The organism is Lysinibacillus sp. F12 (genome assembly GCF_057773605.1).
On sequence record NZ_JBYMLP010000003.1, the window covers coordinates 1 to 13,844 of the forward strand.

The 13,844-nt window shown below is 38.7% G+C and carries 9 protein-coding genes and 1 pseudogene; 6 read left to right on the forward strand and 4 right to left on the reverse strand.

What is annotated here, in order from left to right:
* Nucleotides 1–291, forward strand: a pseudogene (locus AC3CH7_RS13790) (hypothetical protein); the annotation flags it as partial.
* A 437-nt stretch (nucleotides 292–728) separates the two neighbouring features.
* On the opposite strand, the gene AC3CH7_RS13795 reads toward AC3CH7_RS13790, so the two are convergent.
* Nucleotides 729–1,151 carry a DUF4183 domain-containing protein gene (locus AC3CH7_RS13795; RefSeq protein ID WP_447402810.1) on the reverse strand — a complete coding sequence of 141 codons (423 nt, stop codon included), beginning with the start codon at nucleotides 1,149–1,151 and terminating at the stop codon, nucleotides 729–731.
* 263 nt (nucleotides 1,152–1,414) lie between these two features.
* Here AC3CH7_RS13795 and AC3CH7_RS13800 point away from each other — a divergent pair, with 263 nt between their 5' ends.
* From AC3CH7_RS13800 to AC3CH7_RS13820, 5 genes are all read left to right on the forward strand, one after another.
* Entirely contained in the window at nucleotides 1,415–5,026 is a 3,612-nt protein-coding gene (locus AC3CH7_RS13800) for a dynamin family protein (protein ID WP_012293805.1), read from the forward strand.
* A gap of 10 nt (nucleotides 5,027–5,036) precedes the next feature.
* Complete coding sequence (locus tag AC3CH7_RS13805; RefSeq protein ID WP_031419476.1) at nucleotides 5,037–5,846, forward strand: sulfurtransferase; 810 nt, start codon at nucleotides 5,037–5,039, stop codon at nucleotides 5,844–5,846.
* Nucleotides 5,847–6,242: 396 nt separating this feature from the next.
* Nucleotides 6,243–7,073 (forward strand): MBL fold metallo-hydrolase, encoded by an 831-nt coding sequence (locus AC3CH7_RS13810; protein WP_031419480.1) that lies wholly within the window; start codon nucleotides 6,243–6,245, stop codon nucleotides 7,071–7,073.
* A 397-nt stretch (nucleotides 7,074–7,470) separates the two neighbouring features.
* Nucleotides 7,471–8,673 carry an NAD(P)-dependent malic enzyme gene (locus AC3CH7_RS13815; RefSeq protein WP_488381542.1) on the forward strand — a complete coding sequence of 401 codons (1,203 nt, stop codon included), beginning with the start codon at nucleotides 7,471–7,473 and terminating at the stop codon, nucleotides 8,671–8,673.
* Between the two features lie 229 nt (nucleotides 8,674–8,902).
* Nucleotides 8,903–10,651 carry a methyl-accepting chemotaxis protein gene (locus tag AC3CH7_RS13820; RefSeq protein WP_488381541.1) on the forward strand — a complete coding sequence of 583 codons (1,749 nt, stop codon included), beginning with the start codon at nucleotides 8,903–8,905 and terminating at the stop codon, nucleotides 10,649–10,651.
* A 38-nt stretch (nucleotides 10,652–10,689) separates the two neighbouring features.
* Here the strand turns inward: AC3CH7_RS13820 and AC3CH7_RS13825 are convergent, their stop codons facing one another.
* From AC3CH7_RS13825 to gdhA, 3 genes are all read right to left on the reverse strand, one after another.
* Entirely contained in the window at nucleotides 10,690–11,343 is a 654-nt protein-coding gene (locus AC3CH7_RS13825) for a Yip1 family protein (protein ID WP_031419485.1), read from the reverse strand.
* Between the two features lie 133 nt (nucleotides 11,344–11,476).
* Nucleotides 11,477–12,163 (reverse strand): phosphoribosylaminoimidazolesuccinocarboxamide synthase, encoded by a 687-nt coding sequence (locus tag AC3CH7_RS13830; protein WP_031419487.1) that lies wholly within the window; start codon nucleotides 12,161–12,163, stop codon nucleotides 11,477–11,479.
* A 214-nt stretch (nucleotides 12,164–12,377) separates the two neighbouring features.
* On the reverse strand, nucleotides 12,378–13,751 hold the full coding sequence (gdhA, locus tag AC3CH7_RS13835) for an NADP-specific glutamate dehydrogenase (RefSeq protein WP_012293812.1): 1,374 nt from the start codon (nucleotides 13,749–13,751) through the stop codon (nucleotides 12,378–12,380).
* Nucleotides 13,752–13,844: the final 93 nt, after the last annotated feature.

Sequence of the window (13,844 nt, forward strand, 5' to 3'; positions counted from 1 at the left end):
TCAAAAGAAAAGGTGCAGGCTATTTTTGACCAAGTAGAGGCAGGCACACTAACGAAAGAAGAAGGCATGAAGCAACTTGATGCAGCGCTAGGCAAAAAAGGAGATAAAAAAGCTGTAACTAAACCAGCGAACTTTGATGAAATCTCAAAAGAAAAGGTGCAGGCTATTTTTGACCAAGTAGAGGCAGGCACACTAACGAAAGAAGAAGGCATGAAGCAGCTTGATGCAGCGCTAGGCATTAAGGAAGATAAAAATAAAGTGAGTGGTCCAGCGAGTAAACCTGTAAAGTAGCTTTCAATAAACCTTAAAAACAGAGAAACTATCCATTGTTAGCCAACAGGCAATCTGACATTTAGGGAATAAAAGTAAAAGTGACAGTATAGAAGCACCAATACATTTGTAGTTTTCACTTGTATTGGTGCTTTTTAAATTGAGAAAAATATGATTTCTCATCTTATAGATGATGATGAAAAGCACATTGCTTTAACGAAAGAAAACGAACTGTTTTCAGATTTCCTTCAACAGTTACGTATTTCTCGATTATCTAATTTTTGCTTTATTACCGTTTGTGATTTCTAGTCACCCTAAAAAAGCTTCATGCCCAAGCTAATCGACAAAAGGTCGTAGTTTTCAGTATAACCTGCTATTCTATCAATTGAACGGTTCTTTGAACAGCTATCTATTTTTGTTAAAACTACTTATTACTTTAACCTAACTATTCACACACTTTATTTCATGGTGAAGCCTAATGATTCAATTATGATAGGTGTTCCTCTAAATAGAGTACCATTGTAAGGAGTAATGGTTAAGGCAGTAGCTGATATTGTATAAATACCGCCTTCTTGCATGACAGCATTAATATACAGATTGACGTAGCCATTTGGTGAAAAAATCACAAATTCAGTAATGGGATCTGTATGATCATTCCAAAAGAGAGTTGCAGGCAAGGTTGCTCCGTTTGTTAAATCAAGATCGCTTGTTAAAATGTAAAAATATCTATTAATCGTTGGAATTATTATACCTTCTGGGACAATTTCGATGGGAGGAACGATTGGACCGTTAGTGGCTTTTATACGGGGCCAAATAAATTGCTCCTCATTGCTACAATCACAGCTTCCATTGTTTATTCGACCATGTTTAGGGTTGACCATGTGTTATCACACTCCATTCTTGTAAAATTAACCTTTGCCCCCAATTCGTTTACTATAAAATATGAAGAAAATAAAATTCAAGCTAGTTGAGCATCTATCATTCCATAAGGTTTCTTTCAGATAACCATGTTTTTTTAACAATACTAGTCAAATTGAAGCGTTGGCATACATGCCTTTTACCGTAAATTAGTGTTATACTTTGCTAGTTGAATAAGGTAGAATACTAATTATGAATAATTAACGAAAAAGGGGTTACTGGTTTCATGAAAGATTTTGATCAACAATTGGAGGGGCTACTAAAGCAAGCCGCTTTGCAATACATAATATATCAGCATAATGGTGATACGGAGCGCATGGATAAAACATCACTTTTTGCTCGAAAAATTCAGCAAAAAGAGTATGTGATTGGTTTTGCAGGCCATTTCTCCGCCGGGAAGTCGAGTATGATTAATGCGTTGTCTGGCGAGAATTTATTAGCATCAAGTCCGATTCCAACAAGTGCAAATATCGTTAAAGTGCATAAATCAGAGGAAGACTTTGCAGTTGTTTATATGCACAAGGAAAAGCCTGTTAAATTTGAGGCAGGCTATGATTTTAAAACGGTAAAAGAGCTTAGTAAAAATGGGGATTTGGTATCTCAAATAGAAATTGGCCATAGCGCATCAACATTACCGTTTGGTGTTACAGTGATGGATACACCTGGAGTAGACTCAACAGATGATGCTCACCGCATGTCGACGGAATCTGCACTCCATATTGCCGATATCGTATTCTATACAATGGACTACAACCATGTGCAATCGGAGTTAAATTTCCAATTTACGAAGCAATTAATGAAATATAATCCAAATGTTTATTTGATTGTTAATATGATTGACAAGCATAAAGAAAATGAATTGAGCTTTGAAGAGTTTAAAGCAACGGTTCATAATTCCTTTGCGGCATGGGGCGTTGTGCCGAAAGGTGTATTTTTCACATCTTTGAGAGAGCCTGAGCACCCACATAACGATTTTGAAGCCGTAAAGAAAATTGTTATGGATAGTATGAACGATTGGCAGGACCAGCTTGTCCAAACAGCAACAAATACATTGCGTTTATTGCAAAGTGAGCATGATAACTATTTAATAGAAGAAAGACAGGATCGTTTAGCGATTGATGAAGAAATTTTAAGTGCGGATGACTGGGCACACCATCAAGATATTTTAGAGCAATACAATAAATTAAATCGTCAGGTTGAATTATTCTCTGTTGAGGCGTGGAACGAAACATTTGAGGAGCAACGTAAAGAATTGCTTGCCAATGCTGCGATTATGCCAGCCGACTTGCGTGATCGCTTACGTCTTTATTTAGAAAGTATGCAGGAGGGCTTTAAGGTAGGGGGGCTCTTTACTGCGAAGAAAAAAACAGAGGAAGAGCGGAACCGTCGTAAAGAAGATGCTTATAGTGCTTATCAAAATGTCGTCCATGCGCAAATTACAGGGCATTTAAAGGGCCTTATGAAAAAAGCATTAAAGGACGTGGGTGCTTTAAATGAGGAACGTGCCTCAGCTATTGATGCTTATCCGTTTGACTTACCATTTGCATTGATTGAGCAGCAAGTTCAAGCAGGTGCACTGTTAACAGGTGATGCGGTATTAAACTTCGCCAATCGTGTGGCAGAGGCAACAAAGCGTTATTTTATTCAGGAAACAGATAGCTGGAAAAAAGCACAAGCGACAACATTAGAAGCAGTGGCAACAGAAACAGCTGCTCCTTCGAAATTAAAAATGGCAGGCATGCAGGATAAAGTGGATGCTATTAAGGCTGTACTTGAAATCGAGGGTTACCAACAATATAGTGCGAGCATTATGCATCAAGCGAGCAATGAAATCCGGAACGTAGCGAATGATCAGTTAACAAATTGGGAAAATTCCTTTAAACAGGATTTAGCAGAGATTCGTTTGTTTGATGAATCCATGCTACAACCAAAAGAACAAGTCATTCAGGAAGAAGCAGTGCAGCAAGCAGTTAGTGCAACGAGTTTGCCAATCGATGGCGTTATTAATCGTGCCCTGCATACCGCCAATGCTGTAAAAGAAGTACAAGGCTTTGCTGAAGTTGCTCAATATCTTGAAAATAAAGTGGAACGATTACAGAAAAAAGATTTTACCATCGCTTTGTTTGGGGCTTTTAGTGCTGGGAAGTCATCCTTTTCTAATGCATTAATGGGGGCGAAGGTATTACCTGTATCCCCAAACCCAACAACTGCAGCTATCAATAAAATTCGTCCTGTATCGCCTGAGCATCCACATGAAACAGCCGATGTACAGCTTAAAACAGCTGAGCAAATGTTAGAGGATATTCAAGGGTCCTATGCAGCGATTGGTTTATCTGTCCAGTCATTAGAGGAAGCGTATAATCGTGCTGACGAAGGGCTTGCAGTACAGTTGACAGATGAGCGTTTAAATGTGCACAAATCATTTATTCGTGCTTATAAGGAAGGGTATCCAACGTTTAAGTCTGAGCTTGGTACTATTATTCGTGTGGATCGCGTTGAATTTGAAAAATTTGTCGCGCAAGAAAATAAATCATGCTTTGTGGACAATATCGATTTCTATTATGATAGTCCATTAACGCGCATGGGCGTTACACTTGTGGATACTCCAGGAGCAGACTCTATAAATGCTCGTCATACAGGTGTAGCCTTTGAATATATTCGGAATGCCGATGCCATCCTATTTATTACGTATTATAATCATGCTTTTGCCAAAGCTGACCGTGAGTTTTTAATTCAGCTTGGTCGTGTAAAAGATGCCTTTGAGCTTGATAAAATGTTCTTTATTGTGAATGCTATTGATTTAGCAACAACGGATGAAGAGCAGGAAGATGTAAAAGGCTATGTACGTTCAGAATTACAGCGATTTGGTATTCGTTTCCCGAGACTGTATGGTGTATCGAGTCTTTTAGCGTTAAAGGAGAAGGTGGAAGGTTCAGATTTAACATCAGGCATGCCACCGTTTGAAAACGACTTCCATACATTTTTAAATGATGAATTGAGTGCATTAGCAGTGCAGGCTCTTGCGGAGGAAGTTGACAAAACAGAGCAACGCTTAGCGGATTTAATTGCACAAACGGAGGAAAACCTCAAACGTAAAGACGAGCGCTTAGAGGAATTAACCGTACTTGAAAAGCATGTGCAATCCAAGTTTAGTGTGCTGAATACAAGTATGCTGGAAAGTGAGACAAAGCAAGAGCTTGATGAGCTTCTCTATTATGTTCTACAACGTGTCTACTATCGTTACCCTGAATTCTTTAAGGAAGGATACAATCCTTCAACATTTGCGGCCATGCCAGCACAGCAGGCATTGGAGCATGCGTTGAAGGAAGTGATGCAAAGCTTACGTTTTGACTTTACACAGGAAATGCGTGTGACAAACTTCCGTTTATCACAGTTTATAAGCAAAAAAATGCAGCACCGATTTAAGGATGAAGTACGGGAGCTAAAAGAGCTTAACCGTAGCTTCTCGTTCTTAGCATTTGAATCTTCTGAGCCAAATTTACTTGATTTTGAAGGCCCATTTGGTGATATTTCGAAATATACTAGCGTAAAATCTCACTTCCGTAATCAAAAAGCTTTCTTTGAGAAGAATGAAAAAGTGAAGCTGAGCGATGCGTTAGAAGCATTAACAAAGCCGGATGCCCAGGATTATTTAGATGCACAGAAAGTTTCTCTCATGACTTGGGCCATTACGTTTATTGCAGAGGAAGCAGAAAAATTACGTTTATATATTTATCATCAAGCGCTTGAGCAAATTGAAACAGAGCGATTGGCGCTTCAAGAAGAAAGCCGTTTAGCTTCTTGGAAAGCGATTTACGCACAATTACAAAACGCATGAGGTGATTCCTATGGGAAAAGTATTCAAATCAGTAGATGAAATTCAGTTTGATGGTGTCCGTTTTATCGATGCTCGTTTTGATTTACAAGACAAAGAAGCTGGAAAAAAAGCATTTGAAGAAGGTCATGCAACAGGAGCAATCCATATGGATTTAGAGCAGCAGCTATCTGATATGGACAGTCAAGACGGTCGTCACCCAATGCCGAACAAAGAAAAATTGACATCTGTATTTCAAGAATTAGGCTTACGTTATGAAGATCAAATCGTTATCTATGATCAAGGAGCAGCACCTTTCGCTCCACGTGCTTGGTGGATGCTGACGTATGCTGGTTTCCCAAATGTTGTCATTGTTAACGGGGGAGCATCGGCATTGGAAACGAAAGTGCCATTTACAAAAGACGTCGTAAAATACCCACCAACAATCATTGATTTTGATTGGAAGGATGAGCTGTATGCACCACGCCAAGCAGTAAAGGCGATTGTGGACGGAGAAGTGAAAGCAACTTTACTCGATGCTCGTGCGGCTGAGCGTTATCGTGGGGAATTCGAGCCATTAGATAAAGTAGCAGGTCATATACCAACAGCAAAAAACTTTGACTGGGAGCAATTAAAGAAAGATGGACAATTGCAGGCTAACGATGCATTGCGTCAAAAAGTTGCACAAGATGAACATGTGGTTGTCTACTGTGGCAGTGGTGTAACCGCATCCCCGCTTTATGCCGTATTAGCAGATGAAGGCTATGAAAACATTCAGTTATACGTAGGTAGCTTTAGTGATTGGATTACACAATATGAGGTTGAAAAAGGTACAAATGAATAAGGGTTAAAGCAAAAACGCTCACTTTGGTGGGCGTTTTTTTGGTGGTGGATCGGGTGCGGGGGAAAGTGATGGATAGAAGTGGGAAAGTGACGGATAGGAAGGAGAAAGTGACGGATAGGATAATCCTGGAACGGACGGATAGAAAGGAGAAAGTGACGGATAGGATGCCAAAAGTGACGGATAGGAAGCTGAAACTGGGGGATAGAAAGCCAAAACCGACGGATAGAGCCAAAAAAGCGTCTCCCGTCTAGCTCGCTCGAAACAAATAGATAGAGTTACTGAATCTATGGCTCAAATGCCAAAACAAACGGATAGCCAACCCTTAAAAAAGCCGATCGAATTCAAAATGACTCACCATTCATTTTATGCTACACTCTTTTAAAAGGGGGAAAGTGGATGTTTAAACGTGAGACGAGCATAGGAGTTCAACGCCATGGTGATGTACAATGTGCACTTGGAAAGGTAGCTGTTCAGGGGTTTGGTATGAGTGTGTATAGCTTTTTTGTTGATGGCTTATTAATCGATACAGGCTCAAATTCGCTGGCACAGGAGTTTCAATCATTTTTTAAGGAGCTACCAATGGAGCAAATTGCCCTTACTCATTCGCATGAGGATCATGCGGGCAATGCCGCCTGGCTTCAACAGCAAATGGATATTCCTATTTATCTTCACCGTGAATCTCTTCAGGCTTGTACGAAGAAGGGTGATTATCCTTTGTACCGTCAAGCATTATGGGGGGAGCGGCCAGCTTTTCTAGCGCAGCCAATAGGCACTACATTGCAAACAAAAACAGCTGTCTGGGACGTTATTGAAACACCTGGGCATACGACAGATCATCTGGCCTTCTATAATCGTCAATCAGGTGCTATGTTCACGGGAGATTTATACATTCAAACGAAAACGAAGGTAGTACTCGATGAAGAAAATATTGTACATACCTTAGCATCGTTAAAAAAATTATTAACCTATGATTTTAACGAAGTTTATTGTTGTCATGCAGGCTATTTAACAGATGGCAGAAATAGAATACTAGAAAAAATAGCGTATATTGAAGAAATGGAAGAGAAGGTTCGTCACTTGTTTGTACAAGGTTATTCAGTAGAGGAGATGACGTCCAATATTTTCCCTCGAGAGTATCCCATTATTAAAGTGTCTGGCGATCAATGGTCTTCTAAGCATATAATCAGAGCATTTATTCGTCATTTTACTGAAGAGTCCTTGCAATAGGGCTCTTTTTTTGTTGGGCTTAAATGCGGTAACAGCAATAGTAAAAAACTTTGTGAAAAAATGTGAATAAATTGTGACAAACTCACTTGGCTCAATGGATACGCTTACAAAAGTTTGTGAAAAAATTCTCTTTTACACAAGAAAAATACTATGTGAAATATTGAACAGCTTGAAAGGCGATAGTTGTACATTTCCCAATATTCATCCTTATGATATTAACTATTTTAAAATAATTGATTGTGAAAAGTTTAATTTGACAGAAAGGCGTGTATGAAGTCTTGTAATGCTGTGTTTTCGAAATGAAAAATAAATTGACAGAAAATTCGTTGACTATATTTTCACAAAGTAATATGATTCTAAAATATAATGAAAAACAAAGGGAAAAGGATGGGATGGAATGGACGTCATGAAGAAAGCTTTAGAAATGCATGCACATTATAGCGGTAAATTAGAGGTGATTTCAAAAGTTCCAGTACAGGATTCTTATGATTTAAGTCTTGCTTATTCACCTGGAGTGGCTGCACCATGTGTGGAAATTGAAAGAAACCCATCGCTGGTTTATGACTATACAATGAAGGGGAATATGGTGGCAGTTGTGTCAGATGGTACGGCAGTTTTAGGATTAGGGGATATTGGTCCTAAAGCTGCATTACCAGTTATGGAAGGGAAAGCGATTTTATTAAAGCGTTTTGCCAATGTTGATGCTTTTCCAATATGTTTAGATACAAAAAGTACGGATGAAATCGTCAGCATTGTGAAGGCGCTTGCTCCGACGTTTGGGGCGGTGAATTTAGAGGATATTTCAGCACCTAGATGTTTTGAAATTGAGGATCGACTGCGTCAGGAATGTGATATACCAGTATTCCATGATGATCAGCATGGTACAGCTATTGTAGTAGGTGCCGCTATGATTAATGCGAATCGTATTGTGCAAAAGGATATTGCGACAATGAAGGTCGTCATCAATGGCGCTGGGGCAGCAGGGATTGCTATTTTACGAATCCTTGTGCAAATGGGCTATAAAAATATTTTTATGTGTGATACAAAAGGTATTATTTATGAGGGACGTAAAGAGGGGATGAATCCGATTAAAGAGGCGGTTACTCATTTAACAAATCCAGAGAAAATACATGGTACGTTGAGTGAGGCGCTCGTTGGTGCGGATGTTTTTATTGGTGTTTCGGTTGCCAATCTATTAACAGAGGGGCATATTGCGTCTATGAATGAAAACCCGGTGGTCTTTGCATTAGCTAACCCAAATCCAGAAATTACGTATGAAAATGCCAAGGCGTGGGGAGTTCGTGTAATGGGTACGGGTCGTTCGGATTATCCGAATCAAATTAACAATGTCCTGGCGTTCCCTGGCATTTTCCGTGGCGCATTAGATGTACGTGCTACGGATATCAATGAAACCATGAAACTAGCTGCTGTGGAAGCAATAGCTTCACTTGTTAGTGATGAAGAGCTTATGGAGGAATATATTGTTCCTAAGTCATTAGATGAACGTGTTGTTGCCATTGTCTCTCGTGCAGTTAGCGGTGCAGCGGTCGAATCTGGAGTCTCGGAACTGTTCCAACAAACTACAGCGCTAACAGTTTAACAAATTACAGATATCGAAATACGGCAAATGTAGAAAAGCAAAGAAATGCTTTTCTACATTTTTTTATCGAATTTGCTCGAAAAATGTTGTTGTTTGGTTTTTTATGTAATAAAATTGGTGAGTATAAGGTAATGACTTGTGCAATGGATTGAAAAGTATAAATACATAATTTTGCGATGTTTTTGAAACGAAATAGGTCTTAAGTCTATTTAAAGAGGAGAAAAAATACATGAATACATTCGTTCCATTTAGATCTATTAAAGCCAAACTGATTGCTTTCTCTTTATTGCTTTTAATGATTCCCTTGATTATTTTAGGCTATCTAAGCTATCAACAAAGTAAATCAAATTTAGAGTCGGTGGGAAAAGAAAACTTAAGAAACAGTGTGGAAATGACCATTGCCATGATTGAACAATTTAATCAAGAGGTAGAGGCAGGTAATTTAACTTTAGAAGAAGCACAAGAGAAAGTGAAGGTCGCTATTTTAGGGAAAAAGGATAATGAAGGAAAGCGACCTATTAATAAAAATATTAAACTAGGTGAGAACGGTTATATCTTTGTTGTAGACCAAAAGGGGACCTCTATTGCACATCCGAACATAGAGGGAAATAATGTCTGGGATGAACAGGATGATAATGGAGTTAAGTATATGCAAGAAATCATTGCCAAGGGGAATGAAGGTGGTGGATTTGTCTCCTATTCGTGGCCATTACCAAATTCAGATCAACTAGAGGATAAAGGGGTCTATGCAGAAACGGATCCGTATTGGGGATGGGTTATTGGTGCCAGTACCTATTTAGCAGACTTTAATAAACCAGCGGAGAGTATTTTGAAATTAACGATGATTGTAATTGGTGTCGCTATTATTATTGGGGTATTAGTTATTTGGCAGTATGCAAGTAGTATGGCTAAACCTATCAACCGAGTGGTCCAAGCGATGGAGCGATTTGCAGAGGGCGATTTGACGCAAGAAAGTATGTCTATTCGCTCAAAAGACGAAATTGGCAAACTGGCAAACGCTATGAATCAAATGCAATCTAAATTGAAGGACATGATACACAATATTGCTCAAGCATCTGATTTAATTACTACTTCTAGTAAGGAGCTTTCACAATCGGCCAATGAAGTGAATATGGGTGCAGAGCAAGTGGCGATAACAATGAATGAATTAGCATCTGGGGCAGAAGGACAAGCACATCATTCGAACGAATTAACTTCCTTGATGGAACGTTTTACTGCGGATTTGCGTGAAACAAATCAGTATGGTGAGCATATTCATCAATCTTCTTTTGAAGTGTTAGGCTTAACCAATGAAGGAAGTCAGCTCATGACATCTTCTAATTCTCAAATGAAAAAGATTGATAGTATTGTACAAAATGCAGTAGAGAAAGTAAAAAATTTAGATGCCCAAGCACAGGAAATTTCTAAATTGGTGGTGGTCATTAAAGATATTGCCAATCAAACCAATTTATTAGCTTTAAATGCCGCGATTGAAGCTGCTAGGGCAGGTGAACATGGCAAGGGATTTGCGGTGGTTGCGGATGAAGTACGCAAGCTTGCTGAACAAGTTGGCTATTCAGTCAATGATATTACAACAATTGTAGCAAATATTCAGCAAGATTTTGATGTTGTTACGAGCTCATTAGAGGATGGCTATCAGGAGGTAAAAGATGGGACAACTCAAATTAAAGCTACGAGTGAAACGTTTACGACGATTAGTGATTCTATTAATGATGTTGTAGAAAGTGTTCAATTGATTTCCAAAAATTTATCAAAAGTAACGGATGATGGTCAAAAAATGAATAGTGCTATTCAAGAAATAGCTGCGGTCGCAGAAGAATCTGCAGCAGGTGTGGAGCAAACGACAGCGACAACAGAACAGACAAGTAGCTCAATGGAGGTTATGGCGGGGAAATCAGCCCAATTATCAACATTGGCTATAGATTTAAAGACATTGGTTGCCCAATTTAAACTGTAAAAAAATCTCCCACTCTCTTAAATGAGAGGGGAGATTTTTTACATCATGCCTACTCCGATAGCCCCAACTAGGATAATGAAGAATAGAACGAAGAACAAGATGAATAAAATAATTCCTGGAATAAAGATCGTGAAAAAGGCCATCCAATTAGTGATTTGGTGTGCTTCTGCTACCACACCGACAGAAATGACGAAAGACCAAATAGTGACAACAATAGAAGCTAAAATGGCTGGCCAAAAAATCCATGGCAGTGAGCCCATAAAGTTTGGATCTAATAAGGATTCCGGAGAAGTGATTAACCAGATTAAATAAAATGGAATAAGCACTATAAATGGTACAGCTGTAAGGCTCAGCCCTTTAAATAAGTCTGAATACGTACCAGTACCCTTAAATAGCTTACCAAATAGCCATGTGATGAGAGCGGATATAGCTGTCCCAATAATACCAGCGATTGGAGCAAAAATTACACACAGTAAAGCCAATAACCAAGGGGAAAGTTCAGTGAAAAACTCCGAATCCGTCAGCCCTGACATGATAGAGCCGATATAACCGATGGACATAATCAAAATAGCAAAGCCGATTGATTTTTCGTTAATCATATAGCGAGCGGTTTGCTTTGGATGTAACCAAACGGATATAAACGGATTCATCTTTGGCCTTTCTTCATTTTGTGTGTCATTAAAATTTTCCATTAAACTACCTCCAAAATAATAGAATAATTGCATGTTACGCATAGTTAGTATACGAGCGACCCAGTGAAAAGTTTCGTAGAAAGTAAAAATAAGTTATTTTCATGACAAAAGAGCCGCACAACGGCGACTCTTCTTAGTTACTTAGTATAATTTTTTCAAGCTCTAATGGTTTAATATATTGCTCACCTTTGTAAGCACGCATATTACCACCAGAAATTTCATCGATTAATAAAATTTCATTAGTTTGGGCATCACGGCCGAATTCCAATTTAATGTCATAAAGCGTTAAGCCCTTTTTAGCAAGCTCAGTTCCTACAAATTTAGAAATTTCAATTGTACGTTGTTTTAAAATGGCATATTCTTCGTGTGTTAACAGGTTTAACATAGCTAATGCATCTTCAGAGATTGGAGGATCTTGGCGATCATCATCTTTAATGGTAACTTCCACAAAGGCATCAAGATCTTGGCCTTCCTGCGCATAGGCGCCGTAGCGTCGTAGGAATGAGCCAACTGCCTTAAAGCGGCAAATTACTTCTAAACCGTTCCCGAACACTGTTGCAGGTTTTACAGTCATTGTTGCATCATCAAAGTTTGCATCTACATAGTGAGTAGGAACACCTTGTTCATTTAATTTAGAATAGAAATAAGAAGTTAAGCGTAAACCCGCTAAGCCAGCACCATCCATTGTTAAGCCAACCGTATTAGCGCCTGGGTCGAACACGCCGTTTTCACCTGTTACATCGTCCTTAAATTTTAATAAATAATGACCGTCTTCTAATCTGAACACATTCTTCGTTTTCCCTGTATACAATAATTCCACAAAAAACCCTCCAATATTCATAGTACTCTAAAATTATAACACGAATATTTTAAATATTTAATATGAAAAATGTTCGTTTTGTGTGTTTATTTATATCATTTATTGCTGATTTGCAATAAAAAACAAGGTGATAACGAATAATCGTCATCACCTTGTGTGTTTGAAATGCTTCGTAACTGGGTGGTGGATTTATGCTAGATTGCTAGGTCAGTAATTAATAAATGCCTTCAGTAAGCATTCCATCTGCCACCTTAATAAAGCCAGCGATGTTTGCACCCATAACTAAGTTGCCAGGGAAGCCGTATTTTTCAGCAGCAGCTTTACTATCTGAATAAATATCTTTCATAATTTGATGAAGTTTCGCATCTACTTCTTCAAATGACCAAAATACGCGGCTTGAATCTTGTGCCATTTCAAGAGCAGATACAGCAACTCCTCCAGCATTCGCTGCTTTTGCTGGTCCGAATAATACACCTGCATTTAAGAATTCATTAATTGCTTCAAGATCAGAAGGCATGTTGGCACCTTCACCAATCGCTTTGACCCCATTAGAAATTAATGTACGAGCTGATTCACCATTAATTTCGTTTTGAGTTGCACATGGTAGAGCAATGTCACAAGGAATTGTCCAAATGCCAGTGCAGCCATTAGTAAAAGTAGCATTTGGTCGGTAACTTACGTAAGTTGAAATACGATCACCTTTTACTTCTTTGATTTCTTTAATGACATCTAAATCTAAGCCTTCTGGGTCATAAATATAGCCTGAGGAATCAGAGCAAGCAACTACTTTTGCGCCGTATTGCTGTGCTTTCTCAATTGCATACGTCGAAACGTTTCCAGAACCAGAAACGACCACAGTTTTTCCTTCAAATGAATCATTCACATCTTTTAACATCTCATTAACGAAATAAACTGTACCGTAACCCGTTGCCTCTTTACGTGCTAAAGAGCCACCATACCCAGGAGTTTTCCCAGTTAATACACCTGATTCACTAGCTTTCGTTAAACGTTTATATTGCCCCCATAAATAACCTACTTCACGAGCGCCTACACCAATATCACCAGCAGGAACATCGACATCTGGACCAATATGACGGTATAATTCAGTCATGAACGCTTGGCAGAATCGCATGATTTCAGAATCTGATTTACCTTTCGGATCAAAGTTTGAGCCACCTTTACCACCACCGATTGGTTGGCCTGTTAAAGCATTTTTAAAGATTTGTTCAAAGCCAAGGAATTTAATGATGGATTCATTTACCGAAGGGTGGAAGCGTAGACCGCCTTTATAAGGCCCCATGACATTGCTATATTGTACACGATATCCACGATTTACTTGGACTTGATTATGATCATCTTGCCAAGCGACACGGAAGGAAATGATGCGATCAGGCTCAACAATACGTGATAAAATATTGGCCTTAATATATTCAGGATGTTGGACGAATACAGGTACTAATGAAATAAAAATTTCTTCAGCTGCTTGTAGAAACTCCGCTTGATGACAGTTCTGTTGTTTAAGTTGCTCGAATACGCCATCTACGTATTCTTTAGCTAATTGTTCATTGCTAACAGTTGTGATTGTCATAGTAAAACCCCCATTTAGTTGATAGGTGTATCGTATATTTATTTTTCAAACTATTCAATAAAATACTTTTTGAGTTTGTGAAAAATTGAGCAA

What these genes read in the sequence shown, in the direction of transcription:
- AC3CH7_RS13795 (WP_447402810.1), bottom strand. Translation starts at nt 1,151, where the DNA reads ATGGTCAACCCTAAACATGGTCGAATAAACAATGGAAGCTGTGATTGT.
- AC3CH7_RS13800 (WP_012293805.1), top strand. Translation starts at nt 1,415, where the DNA reads ATGAAAGATTTTGATCAACAATTGGAGGGGCTACTAAAGCAAGCCGCT.
- AC3CH7_RS13805 (WP_031419476.1), top strand. Translation starts at nt 5,037, where the DNA reads ATGGGAAAAGTATTCAAATCAGTAGATGAAATTCAGTTTGATGGTGTC.
- AC3CH7_RS13810 (WP_031419480.1), top strand. Translation starts at nt 6,243, where the DNA reads ATGTTTAAACGTGAGACGAGCATAGGAGTTCAACGCCATGGTGATGTA.
- AC3CH7_RS13815 (WP_488381542.1), top strand. Translation starts at nt 7,471, where the DNA reads ATGGACGTCATGAAGAAAGCTTTAGAAATGCATGCACATTATAGCGGT.
- AC3CH7_RS13820 (WP_488381541.1), top strand. Translation starts at nt 8,903, where the DNA reads ATGAATACATTCGTTCCATTTAGATCTATTAAAGCCAAACTGATTGCT.
- AC3CH7_RS13825 (WP_031419485.1), bottom strand. Translation starts at nt 11,343, where the DNA reads ATGGAAAATTTTAATGACACACAAAATGAAGAAAGGCCAAAGATGAAT.
- gdhA (WP_012293812.1), bottom strand. Translation starts at nt 13,751, where the DNA reads ATGACAATCACAACTGTTAGCAATGAACAATTAGCTAAAGAATACGTA.